Genomic DNA, 16,234 nt, shown 5'->3' on the forward strand with positions numbered 1-16,234 from the left:
CGGCTCTTCAGAAGGGAACCTGATTCTCAGCGGCACACCCGCCGCTGGTGCCGGCCCCTCGCTCTGGCGAGTCGCGGCCAGGGACAGCCCCCGCTCTCCCCCCCGGCGGGGGCTGTCGCCTCTTCACCTCCACCTTCGACTGCCCGGCTCGGCTTGGAACGTTGCCTACGACGCCAGGACCTTCTCTGCCACGCGGGACCGTTCATGGGTACGGCGTACCGGATCGGTGATGCGCAGAACTTGTCCACAACGAACGAATCGGCGTGGTCATCCACAGCTCCAGCCAACGTGGTCGCCACCTCCACCGCTGCCGGCCATCGTGGATTCGCCGTCTCTGCGGCAGCCGTCCCGCGCCAGCGTCCTCGTAGGGCCCCGGCGTCCGGCTTCCCCACGATCGTTGAAGGGTCTGCCCGATGCTCGAGAGTTCTCCCGGTTCCCGCCCGCTCGCCGTCACTGCCGACGACACCCTCCTCGACGACCTGGTCCGGCTGGCCGCCGCCTCGGGCGCTGTCCTCGATGTGGCCGCCGATGCGGGCACGGCCCGGCGGATGTGGGTGGGCGCGCCACTCGTCCTCGTCGGTGCCGATCTCGCGGGCGAACTCGCCCGAGCTTCGTTCGTACGCCGACCGGACGTGATCGTCGCCGCGCACAGCCTCGATGACCGGGCCCTGTGGGAGTGGGCGGTCGAGATCGGCGCCGAGCACGTCGTCCATGTTCAGGAAGCCGAGGCGTGGCTCGTCACGCGGATCGCCGACGCCGCTGAGGGCTCCCACCGAGAGGCGACCACCATCGGCGTCGTGGGCGGCCGCGGGGGCGCGGGCGCATCGACGTTGGCTGCCGCCCTGGCTGTCACGGCGGCCCGTCAGGGAGTGTCGAGCTTCCTCCTCGACGGCGATCCGCTCGGCGGTGGCATCGAGTTGGTCGTCGGTGGCGAGGACACCGCGGGTATGCGATGGCCCGAACTCGTCGCCAGCGAAGGGCGGATGAACGCCGGAGCGCTGCGCATGGCACTTCCGCGGCTGGGTGATCTCGTGGTCCTGTCATGGGATCGCGGCGATGTCTCGGCCGTGCCGGCCGTAGCGATGCGGTCCGTGCTGGGTGCCGCCCGGCGAGGCGGCGACCTGGTGGTGCTGGACCTGCCCCGCTACCTCGACGAGGCGACCCAGGAGGCACTGTCGGCCTGCAAGGCCGTGCTGCTCGTCGTTCCCGCACAGGTGCGCGCGGTGGCAGCCGGTGCGAGGGTCGCGACGTCTCTGGCAACGCACGTGTCCGACATTCGGGCGGTCGTCCGCGGCCCGTCTCCTGCCGGCCTCGACGGACGGATCATCGCTGACGCGCTCGACCTTCGCCTCGCCGGTGAGATGGCACCAGAGCCACGACTCGATCTCATGTTGGAGCGCGGTGAGGTTCCGGCCGCGCGCGGAAACGGCCCGCTGGCCGGGATGTGCCGTCGACTTCTCGCCGACATCGGCGTGGTGGCTGCCGATCGCAAAGGTGCCGCCGCATGAGCGCGTCCGCTGTCAACCCGACCTTGCTCGACCGGGTGCGCGGCGCACTCGCCTCCGACGCCGCCCCACCGACACCCGCACGGGTGGTGTCGGCTCTGCGTGCGGAGGGGCACCTGTTGGGAGACGCCGCGGTGTTGCGCATCGGCGCGGAACTCAGCCGCGACATCGCCGGTGCCGGCCCTCTCGATGATCTCCTCGCCGAACCCGGTGTCACCGACGTCCTCGTGCACGGGCCGCATCAGGTCTGGGTCGATCGCGGTGCCGGTCTCGAGCTCTGCCGGATCGGCTTCGCCGACGACGCAGCCGTCCGCCGGCTCGCCCAGCGACTGGCCTCCGCCGCCGGTCGGCGACTCGATGACGCCACTCCGTTCGTCGACGCCCGCCTGGGCGACGGGACCCGCTTCCACGCCGTCCTCGCACCGGTGTCAGCAGGGGGCACCTGCATCTCGTTGCGCGTACCGAGGCGAAGGGTCTTCACGCTCGACGAACTCGTCACCGAAGGATCCTTGCCGTCAGAGGGCGCCGACCTGCTGGACCTGATCGTCAAGGAGCGGTTGGCCTACCTGATCTCCGGCGGCACAGGCGTGGGCAAGACGACTCTGCTTGCGACGCTGTTGTCACACGTGTCCTCCCACGAACGCCTCGTCCTGGTCGAGGAGGCGAGCGAACTCGCGCCCGACCATCCGCACGTCGTACGCCTCGAAGCGCGGCCACCCAATCTCGAGGGCGCGGGCGAGATCACCGTCCGCACACTCGTACGGCAGGCCCTGCGGATGCGCCCTGACCGCCTTGTGGTGGGCGAGGTGCGCGGGCCGGAGATCATCGATCTGCTGGCCGCGCTCAACACCGGCCACGAGGGTGGTTGTGGCACGCTGCACGCCAACTCGGCAGGGGAGGTACCTGCGCGGGTGGAGGCCCTGGGTGTCGCGGCGGGGCTGGATCGGGCAGCCGTGCACAGCCAACTTGCCGCTGCCGTCGATGCTGTCGTCCATCTCGTCCGTGGTCGCGATGGGCGCCGCCGGGTCGCGGGGATCTCCGTCTTCGCCCGCGCCGCCGACGGCATGGTGCACGCGTTGCCCGCGGTGGAGTTCGGCGCTTCCGGAACCGTCGTGCCCGGCGCTGGCCTCCCGAGTCTGCGCGCGGCTCTGCGTCGGCACGGGGAACGCGAGGCGCAGGGCCCATCAGCCCGGGCAGAGACGCAGGAGGACCTGACACCCGTGCGTGCGACGCGAGAGCGTTCGGCATGAGCGTCGCCGGGTGGTGGTGTCTCGCGCTCGCCGCCGCGGCCGGTGCGCTGCTGGTGCCCGACCGATCGGCCGGGGTTCTGCTGCGACGGATCCTTCCGCCAGCTGACCAGGGGCAGTCGGTGATGGTGCGCATCTGGGAGAGGGCGCGCTCCCGGATCGGTCGGGTGGGCGGCGATCGCCGGGACATCGAAGAGCGGCGCGCGCTCGTACGCGAGGCATGCGAGGTCATCGCAACGGAGTTGCGTGCCGGCCGGGCACCCGTCGCCGCTCTGGAGGCGGCGGCTGAGACATGTCCCGCACTCGCGCCAGTCGTCGCCGTCAGCCGAATGGGTGGCGATGTCCCCACGTCGCTGCGGTCGATCCGGCTTCCAGGCGCCGAGGGATTGACGCGGCTCGCGGCGGCATGGACGGTCGCAGCGGCAACCGGGGCCGGCCTTGCCGACGTGCTCGACCGGGTGTCGGCCGGGCTGCGGGACGACGATGCGCTGCGCGACGAGGTGGCGGCACAGTTGGCGGCACCACGGGCCAGCGCGCGCCTGCTGGCTGCACTTCCCCTGCTGGGACTGGCGCTCGGTGTAGGTGCCGGCGCTGACCCGATCGGATTCCTGGCCCGAAGTCCCTACGGCCTGGTCTGCCTCGTCATGGGAAGCGCACTTGCCGTGACCGGCGTGAGCTGGGTCAACCGCCTCGCCCGACACGCGGAGCCCTTGCCATGAAGGCTTTCGCGGCGGTCCTCATCGGCCTGGCCGTCCTGTCTTGGTGGTGGCCGCCCGCGGGTGTGTCCCGGCTGGTGCAGGTGTCGGGTGGTGCTCACCGGTGGAGGAGTCCGCGGGCAGAACGGCAACGGCGGCCTGAGCGGCAGGCGGTGCCCGCGGGGACTGGGATGCCTCACGATCCCGAACGTCCACCTTCGCCACGTTTCGGGCAGCCGTCCGAACGCGAACCACCGCGCGAGTGGGCCGAGCGCGCGCGCCCTCGGACTGCGGCGGCGGTCTCGATGCTCGCGGGGTTGGCGACCGGATTCGTCGTCGGTGGGGGAGCCGGCATCGTCCTGGGGTTCGTGGTCGGCCTCGTTCTGCGTTCGATGCTGTTACGGATGCCGTCGCGAGCCGAGCGGCTCAGGCGCGAACGCCTCCTGCTCGACCTGCCGCTGGCGGCCGACCTGCTGGCGGCGTGTCTTCGTACCGGTCGCTCTCCGGGACCCTCGATCGAGGCGATTGCCGTAGCCGTCGGCGGTCCGCTCGGCGACGAGTTCGGCAAGGTCGCCGCGGCGCTCCGCCTTGGCAGCGATCCGCAGGCCGCGTGGGCGACCTTCCTCGCCGACCCGTCCTCGCCTCGTTCGGCCGGGCGATGGTACGCGTATGGGACTCCGGGGCGCCGCTCGCAGTGACGCTGGAACGGCTCGCCGCTGATGCGCGGCGGACCCGGCGCGCCAGGGCTGAACAGAAGGCGCGTGCCGTCGGGGTCCGGTCGGCGGTGCCGTTGGCCCTGTGTTTCCTTCCCGCGTTCGTGCTCGTGGGAGTCGTGCCCCTGGTCGCGGGCGCCGTCAGCGGGCTCTTGCGCTGATCCGAAATCGACGGTCAGTGGGCAGGCGGCCGCCTGCCGACCGACCCTCGTTTTTCGGATGAGAAGAGAGCAGAGCTTCTGCGACATGTGCCTCTGCCAGAAGTTGTCCACAGATCTCGGTTCGGCCGGGTTGTCCACAGGGCCGCGTTGGCCGTCGCTGGCTCAGCATCCGGTGCCGCATCGTCGTTGTACGCCCCACCGGGCAGCCGTTCCGGCCGGTCGCCGGACTCCACCAGGAGGTACGCCATGCACACAGCAGGCACTGCTCGTCGCGCCGACGAGCGTGGGATGACCACCGCGGAATACGCCATCGGCACCGTCGCGGCGGCGAGCTTCGCGGCGCTTCTCATCAAGCTGCTGACCAGCGAGCAGGTGCAGCGACTCCTGATGAGGGTCGTCACATCGGCACTCGACCTTGCGGCATGACAACGAACCGGCGGACACAAGAGGGCGAGCGCGGCATGGTGACCGCGGAGGCGGCGCTCGCCCTCATGGCGCTGGTCGTCGTGACGCTCGGCATGGTCTGGGCGGTCACCGTGGTCTCGCTGCAGGCTCGGTGCATGGACGCGGCTCGGGACACGGCGCGCGCTGTTGCCCGGGGCGAGACCGTGGTGGCGAGTCGATCCGAAGGACGCCGCAGCGCGCCTCGTGGAGCCTGGATCGACGTCCGCATCCGGGGTGGACTCGCCACCGTCGACGTCGTGGTTGACGCCCGGCCCCGGTGGCGGGTGTTGTCGCGCCTTCCTCCGGTACCTGTCTCCGCCCGGGCTGTGGTCGCTCTCGAGCCGGGGATGTCATGACCACTCTGGAGGGAGCCGCTCGCTCCACCCCGCGACGGCGACGCAGCGTCGCTCAGTTCGTCGAGGAGGTCCCCCGAGGATGGGATCGGCTGGAGGAGGCTCGGTCCGAGCGAGGTAGTGGCACGGTCTGGGTGCTCGCCGTCGCGGCGCTGGTGGTCATGGCGGGTGCCTTGGCGGCGAGCCTCGTCTCCGTCGTGTCAGCCGGCCGCCGCGCCGACAGCGCCGCCGATCTCGCCGCCTTGTCGGCGGCAGCCGTCAGTGGGGGTCTGGGAGATCGATGTGCTCTTGCCGCCCGGATCGCGCGCGGTCACCGTGTCCGGATGACCGCGTGTTCGGCCGCGCAGGACGTGGTTGAGGTCACCGTCGAGAGTCGCGTGCCGGGCTTCGCCGGCGAGTGGTTCGTCATCCGAGCCAGGGCGCGGGCAACACGTGCGTGGGACGGTGCCGCCGGGTCGCTACAGTCGCGCACCTTCGTCGATGTCCGAGACACCGGGACCGCCCTGATCCTCGTCGTACTCCCGTCGTTCGCGCCGGCGGGCAACGGAGCGTCTGATGCCGGCCACCACGCACCACAGCCCGAGCATCGTGGCCAGGGCGGTGCCTGCGCCGATGAGGAAGAAGGTCGCGGTTGTGCCGTGGATCAGGAGCCGGTCGATACCGACGGTCGTCTCCTGCGCTCCGCCCACCACGACACCGGCGCACACCGCGGCGACAGCCACGAGAACGACGAGTCCGATGACGATCATGACCCTGCGTCAGCTCCTTCGTCCGGCGGACCCCGTGTGCGTGACCTGGCCTGGGCCGCCCGCACCGGCAGCACGTCCAGCAGCCGAACCGATCTGTGCTTGTTGAGTGGTTTGTTCCTATTCCCCCACTTCGGAGAGAGTACGCATCAGGGGCACCCCTCCGGGCCCCGACAGCTAACGATCGCGTTCCGTGTCGCCCCAGCTGGGCGGCAGCCGCATCAAGCCCGCGCTCGGCGAAGCCCGCGCTGCCAGGATTTCCGTCGTACCAATTGTCGACAAACATGGGTGTCCCGGCCGGGGTCGGCGCGGCGGCATGCTCGGGCGCCGCCGACTTCCCCTCTGGCACGAAGAGCACTTCCGGCTTCCGGGCCGTCGGATGGAAGCCGCCGTGGCCCGCGGGAGGTCACGCCAGACACCGTCACACCCGGCTACCGCCAACCACCCGCTTGGGGAGTGCCGGGCGATAACCCTGCGCGGCTGCCCCCTTGCCCCATAACATCGCGCTGTCGCCTCGAATGGTTGAATTCCATAGGCCCAAGTCGGTGAAGTGCTGGAGGAGTTCGTGGACCTTTCCCTCTCGAACCGCCCCACAGGGAACCATATGGTGGTGGAGGTCGCCGGAGAGATCGACGTCTACACGGCGCCCAGGCTGCGGGAGAAGATGGTCGAGCTGGTCAACGCCGGCCACTATCACCTCGTCGTCGACATGGAGAGTGTGGACTTCCTCGACTCGACCGGGCTCGGTGTGCTGGTCGGTGGCCTCAAGCGGGTGCGGTCCCATGACGGCTCGCTGCGCATCGTCTGCACCCAGGAGCGGCTCCTCAAGATCTTCCGCATCACCGGCCTCACGAAGGTGTTCCCGATCCACGACTCGGTAGACGAGGCGGTTACGGCCTCGCCCGCGCCCGGCGAATGACGGATCAGCCGTACGGATCGTTCACGCCGCGCGAGTACCAGGCGTTCATCCGTACCGCGGCCGCTGAGCTGCAGGCGGCGGTACGGGTCGGGCCGGAGGACACGCCCGTTCCCACCTGCCCGGGCTGGACGCTCCGCGATCTGGTGGCTCATCTGGGCGCTGTCCACGAGTGGGCGGCGTCCATCGTCGCCAGCGGGGCTGCCGAACGGCCGGAGCGTGTGACCCCAGCCACGCCGCCAACCGGCGCGGAGCTGACCGAGTGGTACGACCAGCAGGTACGCCTGCTTCTCGAAACGCTCGCACGAACCGATCCGGCCCAGGCGTGCTGGACCCACCAGCGCGGCTACCGGGTCGCGGCGTACTGGTCCCGCCGGCAGGCGCACGAGCTTGCGATGCATCTGGTCGATGCGGAGTCCGCGCTCGGCCGTACGCCGCACTATGACGCCGGGCTCGCCGTGGACGGGATCGGTGAGGTGCTCGACGTGTGGCTGCCGCGGGTCGCGGCGTATACGAAGCGTCACCCCGACCTGGCGGGGCCGCTGGCGCTGAGGTGCACGGATCGGCCCGAGCTCTGGCTGCTCGCCCCCTGTCCGGACACCGCTCCGAAGATCACCGGACCGCATCTCGGCGGCGCGCCCCAGCCCGGCGCTGGCGGCCCGGTGGTGGCCGAGATCCGCGGCGGCGCGGTCGACCTGCTGCTGGCACTGTGGAAGCGCCTCGACCTTGATCAGCTCACGGTCGAGGGCGACGCCGACGTGGCCCGGCGGTTCCTGGCGTCCGCGCTCACCCCTTGATCAGAGCACTCGACCGGTCTGCGGTAACACGTCGTCCCTGGTAGCGGACCGTCACCCCCCGCAACACTCCCGACGGGGGTCAGGTCCATCCGGGGTGGTGCCGGCACGCTAGACTCCGGCCCGCCCCGGATTGAACTCCGGTGGCGCCAGCTGTCCATGTGCCTCCGACGCTGCTGGCCGGTGTTGAGCCTTACGGTACGGACGGAGCCTGAACCCCGAGGGCATGTCTGCGCCCGGCTGGGGCGGTGACGTGCAGGCGCGGCATCCGCGCGAAGTCCCGCCCCACCGGTCCGGAGCCGGTTCGCCCTCGGATCCGGTTGATCTGTCCGTACGGCCCGTACGTCGGGGCGCCACGAAGGGGACCGAGGAAGCCCCCGTCAAGGAGGACGAATGTCCGCGTTCCTACTCGCTGCCGAGGGGGACGCCGTCTCGCTCAGTGGCGGCAATCTCGGCTTGGTCGTGGCCGTCGCCTGCATAGGCGCGGTTGCACTCGTCATGGGTGCGGTCTTCCGGCGCGAGGTTCTCGCCGCCAGCGAAGGCACCGCGACGATGCAGACGATCGCCCGAGGTGTCCAGGAAGGTGCCTCCGCCTACCTGAACCGGCAGTTCAAGACGCTTGCCGGCTTTGCCGTTCTGGTGTTCCTCGTCCTGTTCCTGCTGCCTGGCGACTGGGACATCCGGATCGGACGGTCCCTCTTCTTCCTGGTGGGTGCGGGCTTCTCCGCCCTCATCGGTTATCTCGGGATGTGGCTGGCGGTCCGCGCCAACGTCCGGGTGGCCGCCGCCGCCCAGACGGAGGGGCGAGACCCGGCCATGCGGATCGCGTTCCGTACCGGCGGCACGGTCGGCATGGCGACGGTCGGCCTCGGTCTGGTCGGCGCCGCGATCGTCGTGCTGCTCTACCGCGGTGACGCACCGAGTGTGCTGGAGGGCTTCGGGTTCGGTGCCGCGCTGCTCGCGATGTTCATGCGGGTCGGCGGCGGCATCTTCACGAAGGCCGCTGACGTCGGCGCCGACCTGGTGGGCAAGGTCGAGCAGGGGATCCCCGAGGATGACCCGCGCAACGCCGCGACCATCGCCGACAATGTCGGGGACAACGTGGGCGACTGCGCGGGCATGGCCGCCGACCTGTTCGAGTCCTACGCCGTCATGCTCGTCGCGGCGCTCATCCTCGGCAAGGCAGCGTTCGGCGAGCACGGCCTGGTGTTCCCGCTGATCGTTCCCGCGCTCGGCGCGCTGACAGCGGTGCTGGGTGTCTACATCACCAAGCCGCGCCAGGGCGAGAACGGCCTGCGGACCATCAACCGGAGCTTCTACATCTCCGCGGTGGTCTCCGGTGTGTTGTGTGTGATCGCCGCGTTCCTGTATCTCCCGTCGTCGTTCGCGGCCCTGTCCGGCGTGTCGGAGGGCATCGCGGCACTCGACGGCAACCCGCGGCTCATCGCGGCGGGCGCGGTCGTCCTCGGCATCGTGCTGGCCGGCGTGATCCTCTCGCTCACGGGCTACTTCACCGGCACCGAGCACCGGCCGGTCAAGGATGTCGGCAAGACGTCGTTGACAGGTGCCGCCACGGTGATCCTTTCCGGCTTCGCGCTGGGACTGGAGTCCGCTGTCTACACCGCCCTGGTGATCGGTGGCGCGGTCTACGTCGCCTTCCTGCTCGGCGGCGGCTCGGTGATCGTCTCGCTGTTCGCGATCGCGCTCGCCGGCTGTGGCCTGCTGACGACGGTCGGCGTCATCGTCGCGATGGACACGTTCGGCCCGGTGAGTGACAACGCGCAGGGAATCGCCGAGATGTCGGGCGAAGTCGACGGCGAGGGCGCACGGACGCTGACCGAGCTCGACGCGGTGGGCAACACCACGAAGGCGATCACCAAAGGCATCGCGATCGCTACGGCCGTGCTGGCGGCGACGGCGCTGTTCGGGTCGTACAACGACGCGGTATCGACCACGCTGACCGCCGTCGGTGAGCAGGTCGGTGCGGGTGGCTCGGCGTTCCTACGTTCGGTCGACTCACCGAACGTCCTGGTCGGGCTCATCCTCGGTGCCGCCGTGGTGTTCCTGTTCTCCGGTCTGGCCATCAACGCGGTCGGCCGCGCGGCAGGTGCCGTCGTCTTCGAGGTGCGCCGGCAGTTCCGCGAGATCCCGGGGATCATGGACGGCACCGGCAAGCCCGAGTACGGCCGGGTGGTCGACATCTGCACCAAGGACTCGCTCAGCGAGCTGGCCACCCCGGGTCTGCTGGCGGCGATGGCGCCGATCGCGGTGGGCTTCGGCCTCGGTGTCGGCCCACTCGCCGGCTACCTCGCCGGTGCGATCGCGGCTGGCACCTTGATGGCGATCCTGCTCGCCAACTCCGGCGGGTCGTGGGACAACGCCAAGAAACTGGTCGAGGACGGTACGCACGGCGGCAAGGGTTCGGCCGCACACGAGGCGACGGTGATCGGCGACACCGTGGGTGACCCGTTCAAGGACACCGCGGGACCTGCGATCAACCCGCTGATCAAGGTGATGAACCTGGTCGCGGTCCTCATCGCGCCGGCCATCGTGCAGCTCTCGGTCGGCTCGGGCGCCAACACACCTCTGCGGGTGGGTATCGCGGTCGCGGCGGTGCTCGTCGTCGTCGCCGCGGTCACGGTCTCCAAGCGTCGGCCGATCGCGATCGGCGCGTCGGAGGAGAACGACAAGCACCCCGAACCGGTCGCCGGCCCTTGAGTGAGCTGCGCGGCTGACGCTCACCCAGTCGCGAGCGCGTTCAATGACCACGCTGAGCATGCCTGAGGACCAGGACCATGAGCCCATGCCTGTGCCTGGTACCAGGGACCTGCTCAGCGTGGTCATTTGCGTCCCGGGCGGCCGCCGCCCTGGCGCTCGGGTCGCCGCAGCAGTGGGTGGGGCCCAGGAGGACGCGGGCGTGAACCTCGGCGCAGGGCAGTTCTGATCAGCCCCGACGGCGGTCCGGACACTCGCGAGGCTGACCTGGCCGGGTACGTTTCCCTCGATGCGACCAATGGATGACCTGTCCTCGGATGTCGTGGCCCGGCTCCGGGAGCACCTGGCAGCCGTCGGCTACACCGTCGACGGCGTACACGACCTGCTCGGGCCGCTCGCCCTCGCCGCGCTGCACCGCAACGAGACCACACCGGGGCTCCGGGCGACCGCCGGCGGTGGACCACTCGCGACGCTGACAAGGCTGTGGCTGCTGCAGGTACCCGTGGCACGGACCCAGGCGGAGAGGGCGCTGCCGGAACTCCTCGCGCCGCTGGTCGCCGCCGGGATCCTGCATGCGTACGGCAGTGAGGTGTGCGCGCTCGTCGACATCCGGCCGTACGGAGCGACCGGTATCCCCGCCGGCACCTCCTCCGAGGCTCGCAGCTCCGGGGCGCGCGCCGTCCCGGGCGCGGCAGGCGCGGCCGGCGCCACCGATACGGACTGGTGGGTGGTCGCGGACCTCACACCGGGCATGGACGGCGCGCGGCCGGGCGTCCCACCGGACCACGTGCTCGGCGTCAACAGTGCCGGGACCACGCTGGCGCAGCTGACCGTACGCCGCCCGGTCGGCAGGGCGCTCGACCTCGGCACCGGCTGCGGCATCCAGGCGCTCCACCTCGCGAGCCACGTGGGCCGGATCGTCGCGACCGACGTCAACCCGCGTGCGCTCGCGATGGCCCGCCTGAGCGCGGGCCTGGCTGGGATCTCGGTGGCCGACCCGCAGGGCGGGGACGAGCGCGACGAAGATCCAGCCCAGCTGGAGTTCCGCCACGGCAACCTCTTCGAGCCGGTCGACGGTGAGCGGTTCGATCTCATCGTGTCGAACCCGCCGTTCGTCATCTCCCCGCGCGGCGGACTCGTCTACCGCGACAGCGGGCTCGCCGGCGACGAGGTGTGCCGGCGGATCGTCGCGGAGGCGCCGCGCTACCTCGCGCAGGGCGGTGTCTGCCAGATCCTCGCCAGCTGGATGCACGTCCGCGAGGAGGACTGGCGGGAGCGGCTGCTCAGCTGGCTGCGTACCGGCTGCGACGCGTGGGTCGTGCAGCGCGAGGTCACCGACCCGGCTGAGTACGTCGAGCTGTGGCTCAAGGACGCCGGCGGGCACGGAGCCCCCGGTTACCGCGAACGCTATGACGAGTGGCTCGCGTGGTTCGAGGCGCAGAACGTCGAGGCCATCGGGTACGGCTGGATCACCCTGCAGCGCGAGGGTTCCGGTGCCGCCTCCCTGGCGCCGTCCGCGGTCGACGAGGCGTTGGGCACGCACCTGCGCGCGAGTACGCCCGGCGCCCGCGAGACCTGGGTGGAGGAGTGGACGGGACCCGTCGCGCAACCGCTGGGCCAGGAGGTCACCCGATGGCTCGAGACGGTCGACCTGATGCGGGCGTACGACGACGATCTGCTGATGTCGGCCCGGTTGCGCGTCGCGGCCGACGTCGACCAGGAACAGTGGGGACGACCGGGTGCGGCGCATCCGGAGTATGTCGTACTCCGGCAGCGGTCGGGGCTGCGCCGGGCGGTACAGGTTGACACGGCCGAGGCGGGGTTCGTCGGCGCCTGTGACGGGTCGATGACCACCGGGCAGATCATCGGCGCACTGGCCACACTGCTGGAGGACGACGAGAGCGCGCTTTGTTCCCGGCTGGTGCCCCGGATCCGCCAGCTGATCCTCGAGGGCTATCTTTCGGTTTCGGTGGTGGTGGGCTAGACATCAGGCGTGCGACGGCGCGATTTCTGTACGACGTGGACGGCCTGGACCGCAGGGCTGCTCACGGTCGCCGTCGCCGGCTGCCGCGACGAGGGCACCGACGGACCGGGTGGAGACGCTGGCGGTCGGACAACGCCGAGGGGTTCCGGGACGCCGACGGCTACACGGAGTCCGTCGAGCGGCCGGCCGTCCCCGACCTCGCCGGACACCGCCGCCCCCACGACGCCGACCGCAGCGGTGTCGCCTACCGCGGCGACACCATCGGCTCCGGCGGTGTTCGATGCCGGTTCCGCGCGGGAGACCGTCCAGCTGCTGGCCGGTCGGATCGGCCCGCGCGAGGCCACGTCGGCCGCGTTCGGCCGGGCTGCCCAGGTGGTCGCCGATGCCCTGGGCGTCGCTGGCTATGACGTCGTACGCCAACCGCTCCGCGTACCTGCCGGAATCTCGTGGGGTATCCGTGTCCCGTCCGGGCGTACCCACAACGTCATCGCGGCGCTGCCCGGGTTCGACCCGCTCCGGCCGCACCGCGTGGTGGGGGCGCACCTGGACACCGTGCCCCAGGCGCCCGGGGCGGAGGACAACGCGTCCGGTGTCGCGGTCATGCTCGAGCTGGCCCGCCTGGCCGCGGTCGCGAGCGGCGGCACGGCACCACCAGGTAGAGGGGGAGCGGCCGGGGATGAACCGCGCGTGCCGGCGCTGCCGGTCCTCTTCGTCGCGTTCGGTGCGGAGGAGCCGCGTGGTCCCGGCGACGCGTGGCACCACTTCGGATCCCGCCACTACGTACGCACACTGCCCCTCGCGCAACGCCGTGCCATCCGCGAGATGGTGTCGCTGGACCGGGTGGGAGTCGGGGAGTCGGTGCGGATCCGTACCGGCGGTCGGGCCCCGTACACCGTCGCGCGGGCGCTCGTCGCGGCGTCGCGGCGGATCGGCGTACCGGTCACCCGAGGCACCAACCAGTCCAGCGACCACTGGTCGTTCGAGAAGGCGGGAATCGCGGCGGCCCGGGTCGGGGGTAACCCGTTCTCCGGCTACCACAGCGCGGCCGACCGACCGAGTGCCGTCAGCCGGTCATCGCTTGACCGCAGCGGGCGGTTGGTGTGGGAGTGGCTCCGCTCCCGGTGACAGCCAACCTCCCACAGGCGGCCTCCAGGGGCAGTTCAGCTGAGGTCTCCGACCTGCTCGGCGTACCACGGCGAAGCCACGTGCTCGGCGATCTGCCGGAGCGTCCAGTTCGGGTCACGCGGCTTGTCCCACTCGGCCGGTCCCGCCGCGGCCAGCCGGTGGACGTAGAGGTCGCCGAGGCGGCGCAGGCACTGCTCGGCCTCGTCCCGGTCGGCCTCGGTGAACACTGCCCAGTCACTTGCGACGGTGACGGTGCTGGCCCGCCATTCGTCGGTCCGGGTCGGGTGTCCGCCGAGCAGCGCCTCGATCTCGGCCAGGTGGTCGACCAGATGATGGGTGTGGCGGCGGATCGCCTTGTGCGGGGTGTAGAGGCGTTCCCCGCCTTCGGCGACGCGGGGCCGACCGTCCCACGCGAGCCAGGTGCGCGCGAAAGCGAGAGTGCGGTCGACTCCGGCGGCGACCGCCACGCCGGGATTGTCGGCGCCGATCCCGGTGGATGTGCCGGTGGATGTGCCGGTGGATGTGCCGGTGGATGTGCCGTGCTCGTTCGGCGAGGGTGGGGTGATCGGGTCCATGCCGGCAACCGTAAGGACACAACACTTCGGGACGGCCCGAACTGTCCTCGCACTACGCTGGACCGGATGGCGACAGACTTCGCGGCGGTGGCGCGACTGCTGGCCAACCCGGCACGGTCCGCCGTGGTCGATGCGTTGATGGAGGGCAGGCCACTGGCTGCGGGGGAGTTGGCCCGGCTGGCCGGCGTACGCCCATCCACGGTCAGCGAACATCTCGCCGCCCTCGTCGACGGTGGCCTGCTCGCCGTGGTCAACGCGGGCCGCCACCGGTACTTCCAACTGGCCGGGGCCCACGTGGCGGAGGCCCTCGAGGCGCTGGCGCTGATCTGTCCCACGACACCGGTGAAGTCGCTGCGCCAGGCCAACGGATCCCGGGCGTTCCGTACGGCCCGGTCCTGCTACGACCACCTGGCCGGGGCGCTTGGTGTCGCTGTCCTGGAGCGGATGGTCGGGCGCGAGTGGCTGGTGCCGGGTCTGCAGGGCAGCGGCGCCGGCTACGAGGTCGGTCCGGACGGGGATGCGGCGTTCGCCCGGTTGGGAGTCGACGTGCAAGCCTGCCGGAACGCCCGACGGCAGTTCGCCCGACCGTGTCTGGACTGGACGCAGCGCCGGAGCCACCTCGCCGGCGCGCTCGGGGCGGCTGTGCTGGCGGCCCTGTTGGACTGCGGTTGGGTCCGGCGTACGACCGCCGGCCGCGGACTCCTCATCACACCTGGTGGGGTGGCCGGCGTGCGCGAGATGTTCGCCATCGACGTCGCCGACCTCGACTCGTCCACCCTCGACGGTGCGGCGCCCCTCGACCCGGATGGAGTCGCCCCAGGACCTGGGTGAGGGTGCCCCTGTGGCGAGCGTGCTTTGAGTGAGGGTGCCCCTGCCACGAACCTATGGGGCGAGGGGTCCCCTCATCCGCGCGGCGCCAGGGCCCAGGTCGGCCAGGATCGCCCGCGCTCTGCCGCCTGACACCCACCGGGGAGCGAAGTCGGAGCCGATGACGTACGGAACGAACCGGGCCGACACGAGCCGCGCCCCCGCGAACGTCGCCTCGAGGACGACACCCTCCCGGACCTCGCTGTTCCAGTCCATGTCGAACACGAAGTTGCCCAGCGAATGGACGAGTGGCCGGCCGCGGTGGACTTCAGCGGTCTGAACCCAGTGCGGGTGCCCGCCCACCACCAGGTCGGCTCCGGCGTCGATGAGGGCGCGTCCGACCCGGCGTTGGTCGGGCACCGGTCGATGGGTGTACTGGTCGCCCCAGTGCGGGAGCACGACCACCACGTCGACCTCACGCCTCAACGTACGTACGGCCGACGTCGCCCGCGCCAGGTCGACGGCGCTCAGCGGTCCGGTTCGTGGCGCCATCGCGACGCTTGCCGCGCCTGGGGAGTCCGGCCCGGCACGGGGTGTCTCACCGATCGCGTTGAACGCAAGGAACCCGAAGGTCACCCCTTCGCGTTCGACGATCGCGGGACGCCACGCCTCGGCCACATTCGCACCCGCACCCACCGGCACGAACCCGCCCTCGCGGACCAGCCGGACCGTCTCCACCAACGACCGGGATCCGTAGTCACCCAGGTGGTTGTTGGCGAGCGACAGGACGTCGAAGCCGGCGAGTCGGAGCCCGGCCCGTACCCGCGGAGACGCCCCGAACGAGTCGCCGCCCTGGGTGGGCGACCCCAACCGGGACAGAGTGTTCTCCAGGTTGCCGACGGTGATGTCGGCGCGGGCGAGCCGGCGGGCGGTGGGACGCAACACGGCCGCGGGGTCACCGGCCTGCGCGAGCCGCTGTCCGACCCGACGCCCGAGCATGAGGTCGCCCGCGACCGCCACGGTGACGGTCGGTGGAGTCGGGTGCGGACTCGACGTAGGAGTCGACGTGGCGGGAGGTCGTGACCCGTCGCCCGACGCACGGCCCGAAGCACCACTCGACGTGCCGGCCGACGGGCGTCGCGATCCGTCGGCGGGCGTCGAGTCCGCCGCCGATGCCGACCCACCCGGCGTCCCTGCGCGGTCACCAGTCGGCTCTGACAACCCCGCCGAACAACTCGCCAGCATCGTCGCAAAAAGCCACAGACTTCCCACGAAGAGGACAGCGAGTGTGCGTGGGGTTGCGGCCCGACGTACCCTCACTCTTCGCATGGTAGGTCGTGGGATCCTGGTTGGCCGCATTCGCGTGGTACGTCGTACTCGGTCGTACTCCGGGGTGTGAAAAAGGGGCTCTGACGTGGGTAAGCGTGGGGTCTCGATATTCAGGTCGCCACGAA

Annotated in this window: 16 protein-coding genes and 1 pseudogene; 14 read left to right on the forward strand and 3 right to left on the reverse strand. The window is 71.0% G+C overall.

What is annotated here, in order from left to right:
- The first annotated feature begins 413 nt into the window (after window positions 1-413).
- From ssd to ABN028_RS35365, 7 genes and pseudogenes are all read left to right on the forward strand, one after another.
- Window positions 414-1,508 (forward strand): septum site-determining protein Ssd, encoded by a 1,095-nt coding sequence (ssd, locus tag ABN028_RS15790; protein WP_349697083.1) that lies wholly within the window; start codon window positions 414-416, stop codon window positions 1,506-1,508.
- Complete coding sequence (locus ABN028_RS15795) at window positions 1,505-2,755, forward strand: TadA family conjugal transfer-associated ATPase (protein ID WP_349697084.1); 1,251 nt, start codon at window positions 1,505-1,507, stop codon at window positions 2,753-2,755. The genes ssd and ABN028_RS15795 overlap by 4 nt, the downstream gene beginning before the upstream one ends.
- Window positions 2,752-3,471, forward strand: coding sequence for a type II secretion system F family protein (locus tag ABN028_RS15800; RefSeq protein ID WP_349697085.1), 720 nt, complete (start codon window positions 2,752-2,754; stop codon window positions 3,469-3,471). The genes ABN028_RS15795 and ABN028_RS15800 overlap by 4 nt, the downstream gene beginning before the upstream one ends.
- Before the next feature lie 457 nt (window positions 3,472-3,928).
- Window positions 3,929-4,321 carry a type II secretion system F family protein gene (locus tag ABN028_RS15805; protein WP_349697086.1) on the forward strand — a complete coding sequence of 131 codons (393 nt, stop codon included), beginning with the start codon at window positions 3,929-3,931 and terminating at the stop codon, window positions 4,319-4,321.
- A 246-nt stretch (window positions 4,322-4,567) separates the two neighbouring features.
- Window positions 4,568-4,747, forward strand: coding sequence for a DUF4244 domain-containing protein (locus ABN028_RS15810; protein ID WP_349325687.1), 180 nt, complete (start codon window positions 4,568-4,570; stop codon window positions 4,745-4,747).
- The gene (locus ABN028_RS15815; RefSeq protein WP_349697087.1) at window positions 4,744-5,121 is read left to right on the forward strand and encodes a TadE family type IV pilus minor pilin; all 378 of its coding nucleotides are present in this window, start codon (window positions 4,744-4,746) and stop codon (window positions 5,119-5,121) included. Before ABN028_RS15810 ends, ABN028_RS15815 begins: the two co-directional genes overlap by 4 nt.
- Window positions 5,118-5,534, forward strand: a pseudogene (locus ABN028_RS35365) (Rv3654c family TadE-like protein); the annotation flags it as partial. The gene ABN028_RS15815 and the pseudogene ABN028_RS35365, both read left to right, overlap by 4 nt.
- Before the next feature lie 42 nt (window positions 5,535-5,576).
- Here ABN028_RS35365 and ABN028_RS15820 read toward each other — a convergent pair.
- Window positions 5,577-5,867: a hypothetical protein gene (locus ABN028_RS15820; RefSeq protein WP_349697088.1), complete on the reverse strand. Its 291-nt coding sequence runs from the start codon at window positions 5,865-5,867 to the stop codon at window positions 5,577-5,579.
- A gap of 562 nt (window positions 5,868-6,429) precedes the next feature.
- Here ABN028_RS15820 and ABN028_RS15825 point away from each other — a divergent pair.
- From ABN028_RS15825 to ABN028_RS15850, 6 genes are all read left to right on the forward strand, one after another.
- Complete coding sequence (locus tag ABN028_RS15825) at window positions 6,430-6,783, forward strand: STAS domain-containing protein (RefSeq protein WP_349325684.1); 354 nt, start codon at window positions 6,430-6,432, stop codon at window positions 6,781-6,783.
- Window positions 6,780-7,577: a maleylpyruvate isomerase family mycothiol-dependent enzyme gene (locus ABN028_RS15830; protein WP_349697089.1), complete on the forward strand. Its 798-nt coding sequence runs from the start codon at window positions 6,780-6,782 to the stop codon at window positions 7,575-7,577. The genes ABN028_RS15825 and ABN028_RS15830 overlap by 4 nt, the downstream gene beginning before the upstream one ends.
- A gap of 390 nt (window positions 7,578-7,967) precedes the next feature.
- Window positions 7,968-10,292 carry a sodium-translocating pyrophosphatase gene (locus ABN028_RS15835; RefSeq protein WP_349325682.1) on the forward strand — a complete coding sequence of 775 codons (2,325 nt, stop codon included), beginning with the start codon at window positions 7,968-7,970 and terminating at the stop codon, window positions 10,290-10,292.
- Window positions 10,293-10,377: 85 nt separating this feature from the next.
- On the forward strand, window positions 10,378-10,518 hold the full coding sequence (locus ABN028_RS15840) for a hypothetical protein (RefSeq protein WP_349697090.1): 141 nt from the start codon (window positions 10,378-10,380) through the stop codon (window positions 10,516-10,518).
- Window positions 10,519-10,578: 60 nt separating this feature from the next.
- Window positions 10,579-12,273: a DUF7059 domain-containing protein gene (locus ABN028_RS15845; RefSeq protein ID WP_349697091.1), complete on the forward strand. Its 1,695-nt coding sequence runs from the start codon at window positions 10,579-10,581 to the stop codon at window positions 12,271-12,273.
- A gap of 9 nt (window positions 12,274-12,282) precedes the next feature.
- Complete coding sequence (locus ABN028_RS15850; protein ID WP_349697092.1) at window positions 12,283-13,398, forward strand: M28 family metallopeptidase; 1,116 nt, start codon at window positions 12,283-12,285, stop codon at window positions 13,396-13,398.
- 35 nt (window positions 13,399-13,433) lie between these two features.
- On the opposite strand, the gene ABN028_RS15855 is transcribed toward ABN028_RS15850, so the two are convergent.
- Window positions 13,434-13,973, reverse strand: a complete 540-nt coding sequence (locus ABN028_RS15855; protein WP_349697093.1) for a hypothetical protein — start codon at window positions 13,971-13,973, stop codon at window positions 13,434-13,436.
- 66 nt (window positions 13,974-14,039) lie between these two features.
- Here ABN028_RS15855 and ABN028_RS15860 point away from each other — a divergent pair, with 66 nt between their 5' ends.
- On the forward strand, window positions 14,040-14,804 hold the full coding sequence (locus ABN028_RS15860; RefSeq protein ID WP_349325678.1) for an ArsR/SmtB family transcription factor: 765 nt from the start codon (window positions 14,040-14,042) through the stop codon (window positions 14,802-14,804).
- A gap of 51 nt (window positions 14,805-14,855) precedes the next feature.
- Here ABN028_RS15860 and ABN028_RS15865 read toward each other — a convergent pair whose 3' ends face one another.
- The gene (locus ABN028_RS15865; RefSeq protein WP_349697094.1) at window positions 14,856-15,800 is read right to left on the reverse strand and encodes a CapA family protein; all 945 of its coding nucleotides are present in this window, start codon (window positions 15,798-15,800) and stop codon (window positions 14,856-14,858) included.
- Between the last annotated feature and the right edge of the window lie 434 nt (window positions 15,801-16,234).

Source organism: Actinopolymorpha sp. B17G11 (assembly GCF_040196095.1).
In the GTDB taxonomy this organism is placed as follows: domain Bacteria; phylum Actinomycetota; class Actinomycetes; order Propionibacteriales; family Actinopolymorphaceae; genus Thermasporomyces.

Excerpts from the sequence above, each read along its gene's own strand:
- ssd (WP_349697083.1), top strand. The coding sequence starts at position 414 with ATGCTCGAGAGTTCTCCCGGTTCCCGCCCGCTCGCCGTCACTGCCGAC.
- ABN028_RS15795 (WP_349697084.1), top strand. The coding sequence starts at position 1,505 with ATGAGCGCGTCCGCTGTCAACCCGACCTTGCTCGACCGGGTGCGCGGC.
- ABN028_RS15800 (WP_349697085.1), top strand. The coding sequence starts at position 2,752 with ATGAGCGTCGCCGGGTGGTGGTGTCTCGCGCTCGCCGCCGCGGCCGGT.
- ABN028_RS15810 (WP_349325687.1), top strand. The coding sequence starts at position 4,568 with ATGCACACAGCAGGCACTGCTCGTCGCGCCGACGAGCGTGGGATGACC.
- ABN028_RS15815 (WP_349697087.1), top strand. The coding sequence starts at position 4,744 with ATGACAACGAACCGGCGGACACAAGAGGGCGAGCGCGGCATGGTGACC.
- ABN028_RS15820 (WP_349697088.1), bottom strand. The coding sequence starts at position 5,867 with ATGATCGTCATCGGACTCGTCGTTCTCGTGGCTGTCGCCGCGGTGTGC.
- ABN028_RS15830 (WP_349697089.1), top strand. The coding sequence starts at position 6,780 with ATGACGGATCAGCCGTACGGATCGTTCACGCCGCGCGAGTACCAGGCG.
- ABN028_RS15835 (WP_349325682.1), top strand. The coding sequence starts at position 7,968 with ATGTCCGCGTTCCTACTCGCTGCCGAGGGGGACGCCGTCTCGCTCAGT.
- ABN028_RS15840 (WP_349697090.1), top strand. The coding sequence starts at position 10,378 with ATGCCTGTGCCTGGTACCAGGGACCTGCTCAGCGTGGTCATTTGCGTC.
- ABN028_RS15845 (WP_349697091.1), top strand. The coding sequence starts at position 10,579 with ATGCGACCAATGGATGACCTGTCCTCGGATGTCGTGGCCCGGCTCCGG.
- ABN028_RS15855 (WP_349697093.1), bottom strand. The coding sequence starts at position 13,973 with ATGGACCCGATCACCCCACCCTCGCCGAACGAGCACGGCACATCCACC.
- ABN028_RS15860 (WP_349325678.1), top strand. The coding sequence starts at position 14,040 with ATGGCGACAGACTTCGCGGCGGTGGCGCGACTGCTGGCCAACCCGGCA.